Source organism: Paenibacillus sp. NPDC056579 (genome assembly GCF_042793215.1).
In the GTDB taxonomy this organism is placed as follows: Bacteria; Bacillota; Bacilli; order Paenibacillales; family NBRC-103111; genus Paenibacillus_S.
In genome coordinates this window covers 1-19414 of record NZ_JBHTVD010000010.1, presented here as the reverse complement: position 1 = coordinate 19414, position 19414 = coordinate 1, and the positions used below count along the sequence as shown (strand labels likewise).

At 50.4% G+C, this 19414-nt stretch carries 22 protein-coding genes; all 22 read left to right on the top strand.

Annotation, left to right across the window (positions count from 1 at the left end):
* Positions 1–52: 52 nt before the first annotated feature.
* Positions 53–256 carry a stage III sporulation protein AC gene (gene spoIIIAC, locus ACFQ88_RS29955; protein WP_127605509.1) on the top strand — a complete coding sequence of 68 codons (204 nt, stop codon included), beginning with the start codon at positions 53–55 and terminating at the stop codon, positions 254–256.
* Positions 257–272: 16 nt separating this feature from the next.
* Positions 273–662, top strand: a complete 390-nt coding sequence (gene spoIIIAD / locus ACFQ88_RS29950; RefSeq protein ID WP_379460098.1) for a stage III sporulation protein AD — start codon at positions 273–275, stop codon at positions 660–662.
* A 29-nt stretch (positions 663–691) separates the two neighbouring features.
* The gene (gene spoIIIAE / locus ACFQ88_RS29945) at positions 692–1921 is read left to right on the top strand and encodes a stage III sporulation protein AE (RefSeq protein ID WP_379460457.1); all 1230 of its coding nucleotides are present in this window, start codon (positions 692–694) and stop codon (positions 1919–1921) included.
* Between the two features lie 22 nt (positions 1922–1943).
* Positions 1944–2675, top strand: coding sequence for a stage III sporulation protein AF (gene spoIIIAF, locus ACFQ88_RS29940; protein WP_379460096.1), 732 nt, complete (start codon positions 1944–1946; stop codon positions 2673–2675).
* Positions 2676–2702: 27 nt separating this feature from the next.
* The gene (gene spoIIIAG, locus ACFQ88_RS29935; protein ID WP_239634279.1) at positions 2703–3341 is read left to right on the top strand and encodes a stage III sporulation protein AG; all 639 of its coding nucleotides are present in this window, start codon (positions 2703–2705) and stop codon (positions 3339–3341) included.
* Between the two features lie 39 nt (positions 3342–3380).
* Complete coding sequence (locus tag ACFQ88_RS29930) at positions 3381–4148, top strand: SpoIIIAH-like family protein (protein ID WP_239634280.1); 768 nt, start codon at positions 3381–3383, stop codon at positions 4146–4148.
* A gap of 211 nt (positions 4149–4359) precedes the next feature.
* Entirely contained in the window at positions 4360–4851 is a 492-nt protein-coding gene (gene accB, locus ACFQ88_RS29925; protein WP_379460093.1) for an acetyl-CoA carboxylase biotin carboxyl carrier protein, read from the top strand.
* 214 nt (positions 4852–5065) lie between these two features.
* Complete coding sequence (accC, locus tag ACFQ88_RS29920) at positions 5066–6424, top strand: acetyl-CoA carboxylase biotin carboxylase subunit (RefSeq protein WP_379460091.1); 1359 nt, start codon at positions 5066–5068, stop codon at positions 6422–6424.
* Positions 6425–6659: 235 nt separating this feature from the next.
* Positions 6660–7070 (top strand): Asp23/Gls24 family envelope stress response protein, encoded by a 411-nt coding sequence (locus ACFQ88_RS29915; RefSeq protein ID WP_239634283.1) that lies wholly within the window; start codon positions 6660–6662, stop codon positions 7068–7070.
* Between the two features lie 74 nt (positions 7071–7144).
* Entirely contained in the window at positions 7145–7705 is a 561-nt protein-coding gene (gene amaP / locus ACFQ88_RS29910; protein ID WP_239634284.1) for an alkaline shock response membrane anchor protein AmaP, read from the top strand.
* Between the two features lie 14 nt (positions 7706–7719).
* The gene (locus ACFQ88_RS29905) at positions 7720–7959 is read left to right on the top strand and encodes a DUF2273 domain-containing protein (RefSeq protein WP_239634285.1); all 240 of its coding nucleotides are present in this window, start codon (positions 7720–7722) and stop codon (positions 7957–7959) included.
* Positions 7960–8165: 206 nt separating this feature from the next.
* Complete coding sequence (nusB, locus tag ACFQ88_RS29900) at positions 8166–8618, top strand: transcription antitermination factor NusB (RefSeq protein ID WP_239634286.1); 453 nt, start codon at positions 8166–8168, stop codon at positions 8616–8618.
* Between the two features lie 30 nt (positions 8619–8648).
* Positions 8649–9518, top strand: a complete 870-nt coding sequence (gene folD / locus ACFQ88_RS29895; protein WP_379460087.1) for a bifunctional methylenetetrahydrofolate dehydrogenase/methenyltetrahydrofolate cyclohydrolase FolD — start codon at positions 8649–8651, stop codon at positions 9516–9518.
* A 3-nt stretch (positions 9519–9521) separates the two neighbouring features.
* On the top strand, positions 9522–10898 hold the full coding sequence (gene xseA / locus ACFQ88_RS29890) for an exodeoxyribonuclease VII large subunit (RefSeq protein ID WP_379460085.1): 1377 nt from the start codon (positions 9522–9524) through the stop codon (positions 10896–10898).
* On the top strand, positions 10873–11130 hold the full coding sequence (xseB, locus tag ACFQ88_RS29885; RefSeq protein ID WP_239634289.1) for an exodeoxyribonuclease VII small subunit: 258 nt from the start codon (positions 10873–10875) through the stop codon (positions 11128–11130). Before xseA ends, xseB begins: the two co-directional genes overlap by 26 nt.
* The gene (locus tag ACFQ88_RS29880) at positions 11127–12032 is read left to right on the top strand and encodes a polyprenyl synthetase family protein (RefSeq protein WP_379460083.1); all 906 of its coding nucleotides are present in this window, start codon (positions 11127–11129) and stop codon (positions 12030–12032) included. Before xseB ends, ACFQ88_RS29880 begins: the two co-directional genes overlap by 4 nt.
* A 292-nt stretch (positions 12033–12324) precedes the next feature.
* The gene (gene dxs, locus ACFQ88_RS29875; protein ID WP_379460081.1) at positions 12325–14211 is read left to right on the top strand and encodes a 1-deoxy-D-xylulose-5-phosphate synthase; all 1887 of its coding nucleotides are present in this window, start codon (positions 12325–12327) and stop codon (positions 14209–14211) included.
* A gap of 26 nt (positions 14212–14237) precedes the next feature.
* Complete coding sequence (locus tag ACFQ88_RS29870) at positions 14238–15071, top strand: TlyA family RNA methyltransferase (RefSeq protein ID WP_379460079.1); 834 nt, start codon at positions 14238–14240, stop codon at positions 15069–15071.
* 71 nt (positions 15072–15142) lie between these two features.
* Entirely contained in the window at positions 15143–15622 is a 480-nt protein-coding gene (locus ACFQ88_RS29865; RefSeq protein WP_239634293.1) for a hypothetical protein, read from the top strand.
* 100 nt (positions 15623–15722) lie between these two features.
* Positions 15723–16172, top strand: a complete 450-nt coding sequence (ahrC, locus tag ACFQ88_RS29860; protein WP_275590472.1) for a transcriptional regulator AhrC/ArgR — start codon at positions 15723–15725, stop codon at positions 16170–16172.
* Between the two features lie 14 nt (positions 16173–16186).
* Positions 16187–17881: a DNA repair protein RecN gene (gene recN / locus ACFQ88_RS29855; RefSeq protein ID WP_379460076.1), complete on the top strand. Its 1695-nt coding sequence runs from the start codon at positions 16187–16189 to the stop codon at positions 17879–17881.
* Between the two features lie 118 nt (positions 17882–17999).
* Positions 18000–19331 (top strand): SpoIVB peptidase, encoded by a 1332-nt coding sequence (spoIVB, locus tag ACFQ88_RS29850; protein ID WP_379460074.1) that lies wholly within the window; start codon positions 18000–18002, stop codon positions 19329–19331.
* Positions 19332–19414 lie beyond the last annotated feature (83 nt).

Genomic DNA, 19414 nt, shown 5'->3' with positions numbered 1-19414 from the left:
GGATGAATGAAGTCGCAGGGATGTTTCAGGTCAGAGGTGAGGGGTGCCAGGAATGAACGTAGATGTAAACGCGATATTTCAGATTGCCGGAATCGGAATTATTATCGCGATGATTCATACCGTGCTCAAGCAAATGGGAAAAGAGGATATGGCTCATTGGGTAACGGTCATCGGTTTTGTAGTCGTTTTGTTCATGGTAGTCAGCCTTCTTGACAATCTTTTCAAGGAAATCAAGACGATTTTCTTATTCCAGTAGGTGCAGGTGAAGCAATGTGGAGATTGTGCAAATCGTGGGACTGGGCTTAATCGCCACCATACTGGTTCTGATCATCAAAGAGCAAAAGCCGATGTTCGCCTTCCTGCTTACCGCTTTTACCGGGATCGTGATCTTCCTCTTTCTGATCGGCAAGATCGCCTCCGTCATTGAAATGCTGGAGGAGCTCGCGAATGATGCGAACATCAACATGATTTTTCTAAAAACGATACTGAAAATTATCGGCATCGCCTACATCGCCGAATTCGGAGCGCAAATCGTCCGAGACGCGGGGCAGGAATCGATAGCTTCGAAGATTGAGCTTTCCGGCAAAATTTTAATTATGGTCATGGCCATACCGATCGTCTCCGTCATAATCGAAACGGTAGTAAAGCTGCTGCCCGCCTAAAGTTACAGTGCCAGGAGTTGAAGCAGATGATGCGGCAAAAAGGGACATACACTCTAACATGGCGGCATCGCCGCCGCTTCTACCAGACGATCGCGTGCTTGCTGATCTGGATCGGTATCGTCTTAGCTGCCGACTTATCCGGCTTGGTTCACGCAGAGGCGACCACTCCGGTCGAGCAGATCATCAAGGAGCAGGCGGAGCGGTTGAATACGGATCAGGTGGAGCAATACTGGAACCAGCTGATGAAGAAATACGGAGGGTACTTTCCCGACGGCAAAACGCCTTCGTTCATGGATTTGCTCACGGGAGCCAAGCAGTTCAGTGTAGGGACGATTTTTTCCGGAGTGCTCCGCTATTTGTTCCACGAGCTGCTGTATAACGGCAAATTACTGGCCTCCATCGTCATATTGACCATTTTCAGCATGCTGCTGGAAACGCTGCAAAGCTCATTTGAAAAAAATACGGTAAGTAAAGTCGCTTACGCTATCACCTTCATGGTGCTCATGATAATGGCTATCAACAGCTTCAGCGTTGCCATAGGCTATGCAAAGGCAGCGATAACGGACATGATTCACTTCATGGTGGCGGTTATTCCGCTGCTGCTAACTCTGCTGGCGTCGATGGGAAACGTCGTCTCGGTGTCCGTCATGCATCCGTTGATCGTGTTTATGATTCATGCCGTTGGAACCGCCATTTATCTGATCGTCTTCCCGCTGTTGTTCTTCTCGGCGGTGCTGCACATCGTAAGCTCGCTGACGGACAAATACAAGGTGACTCAGCTGGCGAATCTGTTAAGAAATGTAAGCGTCGGGTGTCTCGGCGTATTCGTAACGGTATTTCTCGGGGTCATTTCCGTAAGAGGCGCAACCTCCGCGGTAGCCGACGGGGTCACGATTCGGACGGCCAAATATATCGCAGGCAACTTCGTTCCGGTTGTAGGGCGGATGTTCTCCGACGCTTCGGAAACGGTGATCGGGGCATCGCTGCTCGTGAAGAACGCGGTTGGATTGGCCGGCGTCGTAGTGATTTTGATCCTTTGCGCATTTCCGGCTTTGAAAATAATGGCTCTGGCCTTGATATACAACTTGTGTGCGGCGGTACTTCAGCCGCTCGGGGACAACCCGATGATCGCCTGCCTAGAAACGATCGGCAAAAGCCTGATCTACGTATTTGCGGCTTTGGCCGTAGTAGGACTGATGTTTTTTCTGGCAATTACCATATTAATAACGGCAGGCAACATATCCGTCATGATGCGCTAGCTGAGGGAGAGGAGAGGAGCGCTTGGAATGGTTAGGAAATTGGCTGAAATCCATCGTACTCGTCATTTTGCTTGCCACATTCGTGGACATCCTGCTGCCCAGCCAAACGATGCAGCGGTACGTCAAAACGGTGCTGAGCCTGTTCATCCTGTTAACGCTGCTATCGCCGCTGCTGTCGATTTTCCAAAAGCAGATCTCCCTCGAGCAATTGCTGAGCAATGCGATGTTTACCAAAAGCGGAGCGCTGTTCGCTTCAAGCTCGAAGCAAGGAGAAGCGGAGCAGATGCAATCGCTCGGGAGTATTCAGCAGCAGGGGGAGCAGCTTAAAACAGCACAAGAGCAGCAATCCCAGCGGATGATGCAGCAGCAGATCGAGGGCTTGATGAAGAAAGGCATCGAACAAGCCGGACCCGGCTCCGTCAAGGTGCAAAGCGTCAAGGTGGAGACCGGAAAAGACAGCAAGGGGCAAGTGCAGATCGTACAGGTCCATGTGCAGGTCGCTCCAGGCTCAACAGAAAGCAAGGGAGAGAGCAATTCGGGACGCGAGCCGATGAAGCCTGTGTACATAGAGCCGGTAACGATCGGCATCGGCCAGCAATCGAAACCGGCTGCTCAAGAAGCGCCGGATAACGGTGGGCAGGCTGGAGGCTACGAGCAGGAGAGAACGCAAATCCGAATGAGCCTGAGCAAAGAATGGCAAATTCCGATGGACCGAATCGCCGTCGATGTCGCCGGAGACAAAACGAAGTCTTGATCGGGTCAGCCAGAAGGAGGTGAACCAATGGGTGGTTTTATGAAATGGATGGAATCGTGGTTAGGCGGTGGTCCGAGCGGGACGAAGCGGGTGAAGACGTTTCGCTGGCTGGTGCTGTTGGGACTTGCCGGAGCAGCGTTTATGATACTCAACTCCTTTATTACGGTTAAGGATGTTGACCCCATTAGTGAAGGCAGAGCATCTCCGGAGGCGCCGGCCCAATCGGCTTTTGCAGGCGGCGCGTCGAGCAAGGAACGTACCGCATTCCGTGATTATGAGAGTGCTTACGAATCGCAGCTGAAGGAAATTTTGTCCAAGATCGTAGGCGTAGGCGATGTGGAAGTGATGGTGACGATCGAGTCGACTGAGGAGGTCGTCGTCGAACGCAATTCCAAGGATACGCAGCAGGTGACGAACGAGAAAGACCAGCATGGGGCCACACGCCATGTGACGGATGTAACGCGAAGCGGCGAAGTCGTCCTCTATGAGGTATCCAATGGCAAACAGCCGCTCGTGACGAAATATATTAAGCCGAATATAAGGGGAGTTCTTGTTGTCGCCCGCGGCGCGGAAAACCTGACTGTCAAAAAGATGGTCACGGAAGCAGTGGAACGGGGGTTGGGCGTACCGGCCAACCGGATTTCCATCCTGCCACGCAAGCAATAATCAAAATTATAAACAACCCCAATTTAAGGAGGATTTTACATGAACTCGAAAAGACAAACAATTTGGCTCGTCTCCATGCTCAGCTTGATGGTCGTTTTGTCCGCTTATTATTTGTTTACCGAAGATGTGAACAAGCTGGATTTCAATGCAACAGGCACTGCGGAGCCGACTGCAAAGGAAATCGTAGTGAACACTAACGATCTGAACGCCGCCAAGCAAGCTCCTGCTGCAGACGCACAAGGCAGCGCTCAAACGGGCACAGCTGCCCCTGATGCCAAGCAGGCTCCTGCAGCAGCCAAGCCGGAGCAAAAAGAGAGCAGCGTCAAGACCGATACGCCATCCGATGCCAAAGCCAAGCAAGATACGCAAGCGAAGGATCAAGCCACTTCCAAGGCTAACGACCAAATCAGCCCGGCGGACGCCAAAGTGCTTCAGCAAGTATCGGCGCAAGCCACATCCGGTACAGACTACTTCATCAATCTCGGCCTCAAACGCAATGAAGAGATGGCTAAGCAAACGGAACAATGGATGACGATCCTGTCCGATACGAAGCAAACTCCGGAAGCGGCCGCCAATGCCGCGGCAGAGCTTAAGAAAATCCAGGACAACGAAGCCAAGGTGACTAACCTGGAGGACATCCTGCTGAAGGACTTCCCCCAAGCGGTTGTAACGCAGGAAGCAAGCAAATGGAGAGTTACCGTTCAAAGCAACAAGCTGGAAAAAAGCCAGGCTGTAACCATCGTAGAGAAAGTGATGGAAGAAATGAATATCGGACCGGACAAAATCATCGTCCAATATATTCCATAATAGAGGACTTCATGACGCTTACCGTGAGAGAGCCTGGATTGATCCGGGCTCTTTTTCCGTTGTTTTTCCTAGTAAAAATGCAGGCCGAACACGGCTGGAAATTGTCGAGAAACCGCGTACATGCACGATGTTCCAAGAAACTCTTTTCTTGGACAAAGATTATGATATAATAACAACGTCGTGTTTCACCATCGTTGAAGGAGTGAATCTTGTGTTTAAACTTAGCGAAATAAAGGAATTGATCAAATTAATCGATCAAACCTCTTTACAAGAATTGGAAATCGAGAGTGAAGGCTCGCGCCTTTTGATTCGTAAACCTAATAAAACGGAGTCGGTGGTTGTAGCTGCAGCACCGGTTCAACAAACCTTTACGCCTGTAATTGGACAGCCTGCCGTACAGCAGACGACTGCACAAGTATCGGCAGCTGCCCCTGCCGCAGCAGCTGAAGCAGCAGATGCCGGACTACATACTATCGTATCGCCTATGGTAGGTACATTCTATGAAGCTCCGTCTCCCGGTGCGGCTTCTTTCGTATCGAAAGGCAGCTCCGTTAAGGAGAAAACCGTAGTATGCATTATCGAGGCTATGAAGCTGATGAACGAGATCGAAGCGGAAATCAAGGGCGAGATCGTTGAGGTTCTGGTTGAGAACGGCCAGCTTGTTGAGTACGGCCAGCCGTTGTTCAGAGTAAGACCGGAGTAACAAAGATGAAGCTTTGCCCTTTGCAAAGCTTAAGCCAATGCTTACGACGCCAGTTTTGCGTTCCGCAAAACTCAAAGTAACGCTTTCGAAGAAAGCTTTGCCTACGCAAAGCTCAGCCTATGCTTACGACGCCAGTTTTGCGTTCCGCAAAACTCAAAGTGACGCTTTCGAAGAAAGCTTTGCCTACGCAAAGCTCTCAGGAGGAGAAAATAAATTGAAGTTTCAAAAAATATTGATCGCCAACCGAGGCGAAATAGCCGTAAGAATCATTCGAGCATGCCAGGAACTGGGCATCTCTACGGTTGCCGTCTATTCCGAGGCCGACCGTGACGCACTGCATGTCCGATTGGCAGACGAAGCCTATTGTATCGGACCGACGCTTTCCAAAGACAGCTACCTTAATTTGACGAACATTTTAAGCGTAGCGACCTTGACCGAGACGGATGCGATCCATCCGGGGTACGGCTTTTTGGCTGAGAACGCCGATTTCGCCGATATTTGCGAAAGCTGCAACATTACGTTCATCGGGCCGTCGGCCGATGCGATCAGCCGCATGGGTGACAAGTCCGTGGCTAAGCAGACGATGAAAGAAGCTAACGTTCCTGTAATTCCGGGATCGGACGGCCTGGTGGAGGATATGGAGGAAGCGATCCGCCTTGGTCGTGAGATCGGCTATCCTGTCATTATCAAAGCAACCGCCGGAGGCGGAGGCAAAGGAATCCGCATCGCCGAGAACGAAGAAATGCTCATTCAGCAAATTACGACCGCGCAGCAGGAAGCGCAAAAAGCTTTCGGCAATTCGGGCGTTTATTTAGAGAAATATTTGACCGGCATGAAGCATGTTGAGATTCAGATTTTGGCGGATAAGCACGGCAATGTCGTTCATCTCGGAGAGAGAGATTGCTCCATACAGCGCCGGCGCCAAAAGCTGGTCGAAGAAGCGCCTTGCCCTATTCTGACGCCGGAAATTCGTCAGGCCATGGGCGAAGCCGCTGTTCGCGCCGCGCTGGCAGTCAATTATTCCGGTGCGGGTACGCTTGAGTTTCTTCTCGGACCTGACGGAAAGTTCTACTTCATGGAGATGAATACGCGTATCCAGGTCGAGCATCCGGTAACCGAGTTGATTACAGGTATCGACATCATCAAGGAAATGATTCACGTAGCCGAAGGGGAGCCGCTGTCGTTCACCCAGGACGAAGTGCAGATCAACGGCTGGGCTATCGAGTGCCGGATCAATGCGGAGGATTCTACGCGCAATTTCATGCCGTCCGCCGGTCAAATCCAGTTTTATTTGCCGCCAGGCGGTTTTGGCGTCCGTGTCGACAGTGCTGCGTATCCGGGATATACGATTTCGCCGCATTACGATTCGATGATCGCCAAGCTGATCGTATGGGGGAAAGACCGGGACGAAGCGATTCTTCGAATGAAGCGCGCTCTGTCGGAGTTTACCATCGAAGGCATTCACTCCACGATCCCGTTCCATCTGAAGCTGATGGAGCATAAGAAATTTATCGCGGGCGACTTCGATATCAAGTTTTTGGAAGAGCACGATGTGAACGATCCCGAATCGTAAAACGTGGATAAATTCGGTTTTCCATACCGCCAGGTTGCGGGCGAGAAACCTTAATTTGTCATCTTTTTACGATAATGGTATAGTATTCGATAAGACAAGTTTTGCAAAAATGATGCATATGCATTAAGTAAGCACTGTTACTCGTCTCGCATCAAGCGAATTAGGATGGCTGGGACGAGCCGGTGTCCAACTAAGCATGTTTTGCAATTGCAAAACTTCCAAGGAGGTTCCCGTAATGACTATGATTGCTGCCGATTATGAGAAGACCGACATAGGCACAATTCAAATTGCGCCGGAGGTTATTGAAATCATTGCCGGCATGGCGACGATTGAGGTGCCTGGCGTAGCCGGTATGAGCGGTGGATTTGCAGGCGGTATTGCTGAGCTGTTAGGCCGCAAGAACATGTCCAAAGGAGTTAAGGTGGATGTGGGCCAACGAGAAGCCGCAATTGATGTATCCATAGTCATCGAATTCGGCACGAGAATTCCGGAGGTCGCTTCCGGCGTTCAGCAAAATGTTAAGCATGCTATTGAGTCTATGACCGGGTTGAGCGTAGTACAGGTCAATGTGCATATTCACGACGTCATCTTCAAAGGAACTGACAAAGTGGAAGAGCCGGAAGTAACGCCTAATCGCGTCAAGTAGACACGTAAATACGCACTTGGCAAACCCCCTTCAAGAAGTAAGGGGGTTTGCTCTATCGGAAGGAGTCCGGGTTTGTGATTAAAGTCATCGACAAGTTGCTGCTTTTCATTTTTAGTCTGGCTGTTCTGATTGGCTGTATCATAATGCTTGTATGTTCATTTGGCTGGATTTCTTTGGAAAGCGTAGGCAACTTCATTCACGACGTTTACTACGACATGGATACGGCAATTGTGTTCATCCCCGTTACGATCGTAATGGCCCTGATCAGCATCCGCTTCTTGGTTGTCGCGCTTCGCAGAGGGAAGGCTAACGTTCCTTCCATTGACCAACGGACGGATTTCGGCGACATTCGCATTTCGATGGAAACGGTCGAGAACCTCGCTTTGAAAGCAGCGAAACGTTCACGAGGCGTTAAAGACTTGAAGGCCCGGGTCAAAGTCAGCCCTGCCGGACTTGAGATCATTATTAGAGCCATCGTCGACGGCGAAAGCTCCATCCCTCAGTTAACCGAGGAGATGCAGGCCGGCATCAAAACCCACATTGAAGAAATTACCGGCATTCCCGTTGCGGTAGTGTCCGTTTTTATCGCGAATATTCAACAAGCATCCCCCACTTTTAAAAGTAGAGTGGAATAGAGGTGAGCTCCCTGATGTGGAAACAACTATGGGAACAGCTTTGGGAAAAACACAGAGGCAAAACCATCTATTCTGTGCTCGGTTTGCTGCTCGGATTGATCTATTTGATTTGCGGCTTGTGGGATATGTTAATTTTTGTCCTAATCGTATATACTTGTTATCATATAGGGAGAAGAGTCGATCGTGGTCAACCGGCGTTTCCCGTAGAAGAAACGTTTCGTTGGTTAATGGACAAATGGAGATTGTTTAGATGAAATCCCTGGTTCTATCCAAGGATTTTTTTGTTTGATAACCGGATTTTTTGCTCAGTTTAAGCTTATGATCCGAGCTTACGAAGAAGGCTTTTCTACGAAAAGCCCAGCCAATGCTTACGATGTATGCTTTCTTTGCAGGAAAGCCCAGCCTGTGCTTACGATGTAGGCTTTTCCTTAGGAAAAGCCCTTAGGAGGAAACAAAACGAATGAGAAGAAGATTGGCAAGGGAACTGGCCCTCCAAAGCCTGTACCAAATGGAAATGAACGAAGTGAACGCACAGCAAGCGATTGCCCATGTGGTTGAAGAAGCTCAAACCGATGACGAAGCGAACTTGACCAAGGAGAAGGACAGCATCGCGACTCAAGACATCTTGGAGCTCGTAGCGGGAACGGCGACCAACAAAGCACAAATCGACGCGCTGCTCACGGATTACCTGAAAGGCTACCAAATGGACAGACTGTCGAAGGTGGACCGCGAAATTTTAAGACTCGCTACGTTCGAAATGATCTACCGCGACGATGTTCCGCCGAAGGTTGTCGTCAACGAGGCTATTGAATTGGCCAAGCATTTCGGTACGGAGGAATCGGGCAAATTCGTTAACGGAGTGCTCGGTAAAATGATCAGGGAACTCGAGCAAATCAAGTCGAAAAGCAAGTAGCACCACTTACAATGGAAAGGGGAACATCCAATGCCAGCGCAAGTTATTAACGGAAAAGAAATCGTCAGTACATACCGGGCCCAGATCAAGGAAGAAGTCGCAAAATTGACTCAGGCAGGCATTCAGCCGGGCTTGGCGGTCGTTATCGTCGGAGACGATCCGGCATCCCACGTATATGTGCGCAATAAAGCAAAGGCATGTGAGGAAGCGGGGATTTACTCCGAGGTTCACAAGTTGCCGGAGCAGACGCCGGAATCGGAAGTGCTCGCGCTCATCGAGAAGCTGAACCGCAGCGGGAACATTCACGGAATTCTTGTCCAATCGCCGCTTCCGAAGCATATTTCCGAGGAAAAGGTTGTCGAAGCGATCGCGGTTGAAAAAGACGCGGATTGCTTTCATCCGGTTAACGTCGGCAATCTGATGATTGGCAAGGAAGGACCTGCTCCATGTACTCCCGCGGGTGTCATCGATATTTTGAAGCATGTTGGTGTGGACATCGCCGGCAAGCATGCCGTAGTCATCGGAAGAAGCAATATCGTCGGCAAGCCGATGGCCATTTTATTGCTGAGAGAGAATGCAACGGTGACGGTTGTTCATTCCAGAACTCAAAATATGGCTGAAATTACGCGGCAAGCCGATATTTTGATAGCGGCTGTAGGCAAAGCGAAAATGATCAAGAAAGAGCACGTCAAACCGGGCGCGGTCGTTGTTGACGTTGGCATTAACCGTCTAGACACCGGCAAATTGGCGGGCGACGTCGATTTTGACGATGTGCTTGATACGGCAAGCTACATTACGCCTGTTCCGGGCTGCGTTGGACCGATGACGATCACCGTCCTGTTAAAAAATACGCTGGAAGCGGCTAAACGGGCGGCGGCTCAGTCGCAGTCCCATGCATAAGCTATGAGTCAAAAAACGGTATTTTCGATCAAGGAATTAAACCGGTATATCAAAATGCGGCTGGAAAGCGACAATGTGCTGCAAAACGTATGGGTTCGCGGAGAGATCTCGAACTTCACGCATCATTCGAGCGGCCATATGTATTTCACATTGAAGGATTCCGACAGCCGCCTGAAAAGTATCATGTTCGCCTCGCATAACCAAAGGCTGGGCTTTATTCCGCGGGAAGGCACCAAGGTGCTTGCCTGCGGAAATATTTCCGTCTATGAACGGGACGGACAATATCAGTTCTATGTAACACAGATGCAGCCTGACGGAATTGGCAGCCTATATTTGGCTTTTGAGCAGCTGAAAAAAAAGCTTGATTCCGAAGGGCTATTTGCCGTCTCCAGGAAAAAAACGATTCCCCGGTTTCCGCGGGCGATCGGGGTTATAACTTCGCCGACCGGCGCAGCCGTGCGCGACATTATGATCACGCTGCAGCGCCGTCATCCGAACGTTCCGGTGCTGCTCTACCCTGTGCTGGTTCAAGGGACGCAGGCGGCGCCCTCAATCGTCAAGGCGATACAAGCCATGAACGAGAGGAACGAAGTGGATGTTCTTATCGTGGGCCGCGGCGGCGGTTCCCTGGAGGAGCTGTGGGCGTTTAACGAGGAAGCGGTAGCGCGGGCCATGTTCGCGTCGGCGATTCCGATTATTTCGGCGGTCGGGCATGAGACCGACTTTACGATCGCCGATTTCGTCGCCGATCTCCGGGCGGCGACACCTACGGCAGCAGCGGAGCTGGCGGTTCCTCACCATCTGGAGCTGAAGCAGCAGCTGTCCTATATGAGGCAGCAGCTGCAGGCCGGCTTGACGAATCAGCTGCAGCGCAGCCGCGACAGATTGAAGCGCACACAGCGCTCGCCGGTGCTGTTAAATCCGCGAAGGCAGCTGCTAGTGCAACCGATGGAGCGTCTCGACCGTACTAAGGAGCAGCTGGCTTTTCAGTTGCGCCGCAAAGTCGCGAAGCTCCAGGAGAAACGGATGAGGCTCGACAAGCATTTATCGGCCTTCAATCCGAAGGAGCAGACGATCTATGCGAGGAAGCGTCTCGACGCGGCCGGCCGTCAGCTTCAGCAGGCGATGCAGCAGCAGCGGAGGAGCAAGCAGCAGCAGCTGGCCTCGATGATCCGGCATTTGGATGCGCTTAGTCCGCTCAAGATTATGCAGCGAGGCTACAGCCTCGTGTACGATGAAACGGAGCGCCAACTCATCAAATCCATTCATCAGATACAAATTGGGGATGTTGTAAAAGTAAGGCTGGCAGATGGTCAAGTGGATTGTCATGTGTGGTCAATGGAGGAGAAGCAAAATGACAAAACCGGAAACGACGCCTAGCTTCGAGCAGGCTATGGATAAGCTGGAGCAGATCGTTGCGCAGCTGGAAAGCGGGGACGTGCCCTTGGAGCAAGCGATCGAGCTGTTCCAGGAAGGCATGAATTTGTCCAGGCTATGCGGTCAAAAGCTGGAGCAGATTGAACGCAAAATCGAGATTTTGATGGAAGAAGAGGGTGGACTGGTCAAAAAGCCCTTCAACCCTTCAACCGACGAGAAAGGTGATATGAAATGATCACAGGCCCTTCCATAAAGGAATACCTGGAACAAAAAGCGGTATTGATCGAAGAGGAGCTGGCTGAATCGTTTCCCGGCATCTGGAATATTCCGGAACCGCTGCGGGAATCGATGATGTACTCATTACTAGCCGGCGGCAAAAGGCTGCGTCCTATTATGGTGCTTGCGACTGTCGAAGCGTTGAACGGCAGCACGGAGAACGCTCTTCCCGTCGCTTGCGCGGTTGAGATGATTCACACGTACTCGCTGATTCATGACGACCTTCCGGCGATGGATAACGACGATTACCGCCGCGGCAAGCTGACGAACCATAAAGTATACGGCGAAGCGATGGCTATTTTGGCAGGAGACGGATTGCTTACGCATGCGTTTTATTCCATCGTTCAGGCGTACCGCTCGTATGATGTTCCTGCGGAAAGAATCGTCGAGATCGTAGAAGATCTTTCCAGACTGGCAGGAGCGACCGGGATGGTAGGCGGCCAGGCGGCGGATATGCTGGGAGAGCAAGGGATTACAGGTCTGGAGCAGCTCGAATATATTCATCTGCACAAGACTAGCGATTTGATCGTGTTCTCTTTAAAAGCAGGCGGGCATATTGCCGGCGCAACGCCGAAGCAGCTGGAAGCGCTGGAGCGGTTCGGAACGCAGATCGGCCTGGCATTTCAAATTCAGGACGATATTCTGGATCTGATCGGCGACGAAGAGAAGCTGGGCAAGCCGGTGAAGAGCGACGAGAAGCAGCAGAAGGTCACTTACCCTTACTTCGTCGGCATCGACGCTTCGAGAGAGAAAGTAAGTCAATTGACGGAACAAGGCAAGCAGGCGATTTTGGATGCGAAATTCCCTAATCCGGATCGGCTCCTTCAAATTGCCGATTTCATGATGAAGCGCGATCACTAATTGAAGCAAGCGGGTGACTAGGCTTCATGTGAATTTGTCATATCCTATGGGCCGTAAGGTTTCTGTTTGAGCGTTTCTTTGCGGGTATGTTATAATGGGTTCAATATTATGAGACGATCCGCCCATTGACTGCAATACCTATGGGAACGGTTAATAAGGAGTAAGGTCCGGGATATGAAAGGTTCCGCAAGAAGTGCAACGGCAAGCTTTATATTATCATTTGAGCAATGTTTCGGGGGTCCCATGGCATCAGCTACAGACAAAATCTATCAAGGAAAGCGAGGGAACAAGCATGCTGCTCGAACAAATCAATCAGCCTAAAGACTTGAAGCAACTGTCAATTGAGCAACTGGAACAGTTGGCTGCGGAAACAAGGCAGTTTCTTGTTGAGAAGCTATCCGTTACTGGCGGTCACCTCTCGTCTAACCTTGGTGTCGTTGAGCTTACAATTGCATTGCATTATTTGTTTAACAGTCCCGAGGATAAATTCATTTTTGACGTGGGACATCAATCGTATGTGCACAAAATGTTTACGGGGCGCATGGACAAGTTCGATACGCTGCGTAAATATAAGGGAATGTGCGGCTTTGTCAAGCGTTCCGAGAGCGAGCATGACGTATGGGAAGCGGGTCACAGCAGCACATCGTTATCCGCAGCGATGGGGATGGCGATTGCGCGCGATATGAAGGGTGAAACGAACCGTGTCATTGCCATTATCGGCGACGGCGCTTTGACCGGCGGTATGGCTTTGGAAGCTATGAATCACATTGGCCATGAGAAGAAGAATCTGATGGTTATTTTGAATGACAACGAAATGTCCATCGCTCCTAATGTAGGGGCGCTTCATAACTATTTGGGCAAAATTCGCTCCGACCGGAACTATGTGAAAGTGAAGGAAGAAGTCGAATATTTGATTAAAAAGATTCCGGCGATCGGAGGCACTCTGGCGAAAACACTGGAGAAGCTCAAAGATTCGCTGAAATATATGGTGGTGTCCGGCGTACTGTTCGAAGAGCTGGGCTTTACTTACCTTGGTCCTGTGGACGGCAATAATTTGCCTGTACTGATGGAGACGCTTAAGCAGGCGGAAAAGGTGGAAGGCCCCGTGATGGTTCACGTGCTTACCCTCAAGGGTAAGGGCTATTCTCCAGCTGAAGAAGACTCCCATGCTTGGCATGGCGCAAGTCCATACAAGATCGAGTCGGGCAAAATGGTGAAATCGGCGGGACCGCCTATGTACACAGATGTGTTCAGTAACTCGATCATCGAGCTGGCCAAGGAAGATCAGCGTGTGATTGCCGTAACGCCTGCCATGCCGGGCGGCTCCGGCTTGATGAAGTTTGCCAAGGAATTCCCGAACCGGATGTTCGACGTAGGCATAGCCGAACAGCATGCGGCCACCCTGTGCGCTGCGCTGGCAAGCGAAGGCATGAAGCCGGTGTTTGCAGTCTATTCCACATTCCTTCAAAGAGCTTATGATCAAGTGGTCCACGATATTTGCCGCGCTGATCTGAATGTGATCTTCGCTATCGACCGTGCCGGCTTTGTCGGACCCGACGGCGAGACGCATCAAGGCGTTTACGATATAGCCTTCCTGCGCAGCATTCCTAACATGACTTTGATGATGCCAAAGGATGAGAACGAGCTTCGACATATGCTCAAGACAGCGGTCGAGTTCAACGACGGGCCGATTGCGGTTCGCTATCCGCGCATTAGCGGTAGTGGCGTATCGATGGATGAGCCGATGAAGGTGATTCCTATCGGGTCGTGGGAAGTATTGAGAAACGGTGACAGCGCCGTCGTACTGGCGGTTGGACCGATGATTCCTGTCGCTATGGAGGCAGCCGAGCTGCTAAGCAAAGATGGCTTCCAGCTTCGGGTTGTCAACGCGAGGTTCATCAAGCCAATGGATGAAGCGATGCTGCTTCAGCTGGCGAAGGAGAACATTCCAATCATTACATTGGAGGAAGGGGCCCAGGCAGGCGGCTTCGGCAGCGGTGTGCTTGAGTTCTATTCCCATCATAACCTTCATGGAATGCGTGTCAAAATTATCGGTATACCCGATTATTTCGTAGAGCATGGCTCTGTACCGGAGCAGCGTGCGGAGGTCGGACTTACCGTAGAACGTGTCGTGACCGAGGTTCAAGCGCTTGTACCGCGCAAACGGCAGCGTGCCTGACGGACGGAAAGTGAGATCAACAACTAATGGCGGCAGATAAAGAACGTTTGGATATATTGCTTGTAGAGCAAGGCTTTTTCGAATCGCGGGAGAAAGCCAAAGCATCCATCATGGCGGGGCTTGTGCTGGTAGACGATGAGCCCATGGATAAGGCGGGGACGAAGATTCCAAGAACGGCGAAGCTCGTCGTTAAAGGAGCCGTTCACCCGTATGTCAGCCGTGGCGGATTGAAGCTGGAGAAGGCGCTTAAGCTGTTCGAGATTGATTTGACCGGTGTGACGATGCTCGATATCGGGGCGTCTACCGGCGGGTTTACCGATTGCGCGCTGCAAAACGGGGCTTCCTATGTGTATGCGATTGACGTAGGATACAACCAGCTGGACTGGTCGCTGCGCAGCGACTCGCGTGTCAATGTAATGGAGCGGACGAACTTTCGGTTTATGCAGCCGTCCGATTTGAAAGGGCCGCAGCCATCGTTTGCTTCCATCGACGTGTCGTTCATTTCGTTGAAGCTGATTTTGCCTCCGCTCAAGAATATTCTTGTAGAGAACGGAGAAGTGGTGGCATTAATCAAGCCGCAATTCGAAGCAGGGCGGGAGAAGGTTCCCAAAACAGGCGTTGTGCGGGAGCCTGCCGTTCATAAGGAAGTGCTGCAAACGATCTTAACGTTCGCAACCGACAACGGCTACGTGCTGAAAGGTCTTACCTTTTCTCCTATCAAGGGCGGGGAAGGCAACGTCGAGTTTCTCGCTTTCTTCCGCTGCAATACCGATGAAACGCCCATTTCGGCGCAGGAGATGGAACGCTGGATCGACCAAGCGGTGGCGGACGCGCAAAAGCTGCAAAACTCATCAGGATGATGAGTTTTTTTCTTTTATTTGGAGGATATCGGCGCGGTTTTCTCGAATACTAAGGCTGAGGTGAGGGGGCCATGCAGAACGGGGATGGAATCGTTGTCTTTCTCATTTTATTGGTATTGGGAACCTGGCTTTTTATATACGTACGCACGCGTTTGAAGGAAACGGTACAGCAAGGAATACACCCGCTGCCGGAATACACCGAAGTTCCAGAAGATGATGCAACCCGTCTGTTGGAGGCGGAAGGCTATACCGTTACCGGAAGCAAGCAGCGAGTACCCTTGCATATTACCGTCGATGGCGAAGCGGAGCTGCAAAGCCGGCTGTTTATCGATTATTTCGCCGAGCGTGACGGGCTGTATTACGCTGTCAAGCTGGCCAAGGAACGCAAACCACTGGAAATGACCGGAAGCGCCGTGCGCGATCATCTGCTTATTTATCAGCTGCTGTATCCTCAGACTGCAGGTGTTCTTTATTTGGATCTGCAGCAAAATAAAGTACAATGTATAGTATTCCATGTGGATTTGGAACATGACGAAGATGAAGTGAGTTAAAACTCAGCTTATGCTTACGACGCAAGTTTCCTTACAGGAAACTCAGCTTATGCTTACGATGCCGGCTTTTCTTATCAGAAAAGCCCTTAGGAGGTAAATAATGAAAGGCCAACGCCACATCAAAATTCGTGAAATCATCACGAATAACGAAATCGAAACCCAGGACGAGCTGGTAGAGCAGCTGCGCAACGCGGGCTTTCCGGTGACTCAGGCAACCATATCCAGAGATATTAAGGAGCTTCACCTTATCAAAGTGCCGCTGGACGACGGCCGCTACAAATATTCGGTTCCGGCGGATCAAAGATACAATCCGATGCATCGGCTGAAAAGAGCGTTGAACGATCATTTCGTTCATATCGACTATACCGAAAATCAGGTTGTGATGAAAAGCCTTCCGGGTACCGCCAACACCATTGCCGCTTTGCTCGACAGCCTTGAGTGGCCGGAAATTATGGGGACGATTTGCGGCGACGACACCATTCTTATTATTTGCAGGAACAAGGAACAAAGCGCAACAGTAGTCAATCAAATTTTATCCATGTTAAGTTAACGGGAGAGATCGCGATGCTGCTTGAAATGACAATACGCAATTTAGCTGTTATTGAATCGGTGCATTTGAATTTTCGCAAAGGGTTTCATGTGCTGACAGGGGAAACCGGCGCAGGGAAATCGATTATTATTGATGCATTGACCCTTATTGCAGGAGGGCGGGGCTCTGCCGATCTGGTTCGATACGGAAGCGATAAAGCTTTTATTGAAGCGCTGTACCAAATCGAAGAAGGGCACCCGGTATGGAACTCCCTCGAGCAATTAGGAATCGAAGCCGATTCCGAAGGACATCTGATCGTCCGGCGTGAGATTACGGCCCAAGGCAAAAGCACAAGCCGCATTAACGGGCAGCTTATCAATTTGTCCGGGCTGAAGGAAGTCGGTCAATGGCTCGCCAATATTCATGGTCAGCACGAGCATCAATCGTTATTTCAAGTTGAAGAGCATATTGGCTGGCTCGATACGTTCGGTGAAGAAGAGATTGAATCGGCTAAGAACGAATACCAGGCTGCATTCCAAGAATACACGGAAATTCGCAAAAGCGTGAGAGATCTTGAGGAAACAAGCAAGAAATCACTGCAAATGCTGGATTTATACCGGTTTCAGGTCGAGGAGATCACTTCTGCGCAATTAAAAAGCGGCGAGGATGAATTATTATTTGAAGAAAAGCGTAAACTAGCCAATGCGGAAAAATTATATCAGCATGCGGCGGATGCCTACGATTTGCTGTATACCGGCAATAAAGGTCTCGATGCGATTCGGAAAGCGATTCAGAAGCTCGAGGACATCGCCAATCTGGATCCGGACAAGCTGAAGGCAATGGTCGAGCAAGCTCAAGGCGCGTATTATCAGCTGGAGGATTCGGCTTACCAAATCCGTGACTATAGAGATGAAATCGAATTTAATCCTGCAAGACTGGATTACATAGAACAGCGGCTGGATACGATTGCAACCCTGCGGCGCAAATATGGTGAAAATGTCGACGATATTTTAGTGTATTTGGACAAAGTAACCCGGGAGCTCGATCTGATCGAGAATAAGGATGAGAAGCTGCAGGAGCTGCAGAAGAAGGAACAGCAGGCTCTGCAGCACGCGCGTCAGCTTGCGCAGAGCTTGTCGGACCGGCGTCAATCGGTTGCGGAGCGGCTGGCACATGAAATTGTAGTGGAGCTTCGTGAGCTTCATATGGAGAAAACGCAGTTCAAGGTTCAAATTACATACCGCGAAGATCATCTTACGACGGAAGGCGCAGATGAAGTCGAGTTTCTTATTTCCGCCAATCCCGGAGAGCCGCTGCGCAGCATGAGCAAAATCGCCTCCGGCGGTGAGATCTCCAGAATCATGCTGGCTTTGAAGTCCATTTTTGCCAGAGTGGATCAAATTCCTGTCCTCGTCTTCGACGAAGTGGATACGGGGGTCAGCGGGCGTGCGGCCCAAGCGATTGCGGAGAAAATGTCCAAGCTGTCCCGCAGCTGTCAAGTGTTCTCGATTACCCACCTGCCTCAGGTGGCCTGCATGGCTGACGCACATTATAGAATCCATAAGGAAACGGTCGGAGAGCGCACCTTTACGCGCGTTGACGATCTTACATTAGAAGGACGCATTCATGAATTAGCGCGGATGCTGGGCGGTGTTGAGGTAACGGACAAAACTTTGGAGCATGCTCAAGAAATGATCGATTTGGCATTTGACAAGAAATCAAGGATGTAAGCCGACTGGCGTGGCATCATTTTCAGTTATAAAACGGTGGGCGCAGGGTTAACTTATAGTTACACAAGCGGCGGTTCACCACAGCCGCCAAGCGAAGGAAGCAAGGGAGCGTGACACCGTGAGTTCCAACCAAAGAAAAAGAATGATTGGATTAATGCTCGTCTTCTTCGTTTGTCTGGGTAGCTTATCCACGCCCTTCCAAAGCTTTGCCTCATTTCCTGAAGAGCTTCGGCTCTTTACCGGACAACAGACCAGCTTGCAGCTAGCCATGCCGGTAAGTGCGCAAGTTACGGTTAACGATCCGGAAATATTGAAAGTCAATGGCTCCACCAAGCACTCATTTCAGGTAGATCTGCATAAGCCGATATCGCTGGAATCGTATAAAGCGGGACAAGCCGAGATGAAACTGAAGCTTTTCGGTAAAATTCCTCTGAAGACGGTCAAAGTGAATGTAGTACCCGATTTGAAGGTCATTCCCGGAGGGCAAACCATCGGAGTGAAGCTGAAATCGGCAGGCGTATTGGTTGTCGGTCATCATTTAGTATCGGTAGCGGAAGATAAAAAAATTTCTCCGGGCGAAGACGCAAAAATTCAGCTGGGCGATTTGATCGTCAAGATTAACGGCAAACCCCTAAAGGAAATTGCCAAGGTTTCCGAGCTTGCAGCCGAAGCGGGACAGAGCAAGAAGCCGCTAACCTTGACAGTGCAAAGAAACAACGAACTGGTTGACGTACAAATTCACCCTGCCTACGACATCGTAGACAAAGCGTACCGGCTTGGCCTCTATATTAGAGACTCTGCGGCAGGAGTAGGGACGCTGACTTTTTACGCGCCGGATCAAGGCGTTTATGGGGCATTGGGTCATGTCATAACCGATATGGATACGCAGACTCCAATCGTAGTTGGCTCAGGCGAGATCGTCCATTCCAATGTCACATCTATTTCGAAAAGCCAGAATGGCGAACCGGGCGAGAAGCGGGCTCAATTTTCCAAGGAAAGCAAAGTATTAGGGAATATCGAGAAAAATACGTCCTTCGGGATTTTCGGCAAAATGACGGAGCTGCCTGATCACGGACTGATCAAAGAAGCGCTGCCTGTAGCGTTCGCTGAGGAAGTCAAAGAAGGACCGGCGCAAATCTATACCGTCGTCAACGGGCAAAAAGTCGAGAAGTTCGATATCGAAGTGATCCACGTAGCCAAGCAGGATTTCCCGGCAACCAAAGGGATGGTTATCAAGATTACGGATCAACGGCTGCTTGATAAAACAGGTGGCATTGTGCAGGGGATGAGCGGCAGTCCGATTGTTCAAAACGGAAAAGTCATTGGAGCCGTAACTCATGTCTTCGTCAATGACCCGACCAGCGGCTATGGATGCTTCATTGAGTGGATGCTTCATGATGCGGGGATTATGCTGCGAAATACTAAGAATGCCGAACCGAGAGCGAGCTAGAGGCTCTTGGTTTTTCTTTTTCAGGGTCGTTCAAGCTTTTGTCGAATAATGTACTTATTTGAAGTAAAATAATTATTATAATT

Coding starts and splice junctions, on each gene's coding strand:
- spoIIIAC (WP_127605509.1), top strand. CDS start 53: ATGAACGTAGATGTAAACGCGATATTTCAGATTGCCGGAATCGGAATT.
- spoIIIAE (WP_379460457.1), top strand. CDS start 692: ATGCGGCAAAAAGGGACATACACTCTAACATGGCGGCATCGCCGCCGC.
- spoIIIAG (WP_239634279.1), top strand. CDS start 2,703: ATGGGTGGTTTTATGAAATGGATGGAATCGTGGTTAGGCGGTGGTCCG.
- ACFQ88_RS29930 (WP_239634280.1), top strand. CDS start 3,381: ATGAACTCGAAAAGACAAACAATTTGGCTCGTCTCCATGCTCAGCTTG.
- ACFQ88_RS29915 (WP_239634283.1), top strand. CDS start 6,660: ATGACTATGATTGCTGCCGATTATGAGAAGACCGACATAGGCACAATT.
- ACFQ88_RS29905 (WP_239634285.1), top strand. CDS start 7,720: ATGTGGAAACAACTATGGGAACAGCTTTGGGAAAAACACAGAGGCAAA.
- nusB (WP_239634286.1), top strand. CDS start 8,166: ATGAGAAGAAGATTGGCAAGGGAACTGGCCCTCCAAAGCCTGTACCAA.
- folD (WP_379460087.1), top strand. CDS start 8,649: ATGCCAGCGCAAGTTATTAACGGAAAAGAAATCGTCAGTACATACCGG.
- xseA (WP_379460085.1), top strand. CDS start 9,522: ATGAGTCAAAAAACGGTATTTTCGATCAAGGAATTAAACCGGTATATC.
- xseB (WP_239634289.1), top strand. CDS start 10,873: ATGACAAAACCGGAAACGACGCCTAGCTTCGAGCAGGCTATGGATAAG.
- ACFQ88_RS29880 (WP_379460083.1), top strand. CDS start 11,127: ATGATCACAGGCCCTTCCATAAAGGAATACCTGGAACAAAAAGCGGTA.
- dxs (WP_379460081.1), top strand. CDS start 12,325: ATGCTGCTCGAACAAATCAATCAGCCTAAAGACTTGAAGCAACTGTCA.
- ACFQ88_RS29870 (WP_379460079.1), top strand. CDS start 14,238: ATGGCGGCAGATAAAGAACGTTTGGATATATTGCTTGTAGAGCAAGGC.
- ACFQ88_RS29865 (WP_239634293.1), top strand. CDS start 15,143: ATGCAGAACGGGGATGGAATCGTTGTCTTTCTCATTTTATTGGTATTG.
- ahrC (WP_275590472.1), top strand. CDS start 15,723: ATGAAAGGCCAACGCCACATCAAAATTCGTGAAATCATCACGAATAAC.
- recN (WP_379460076.1), top strand. CDS start 16,187: ATGCTGCTTGAAATGACAATACGCAATTTAGCTGTTATTGAATCGGTG.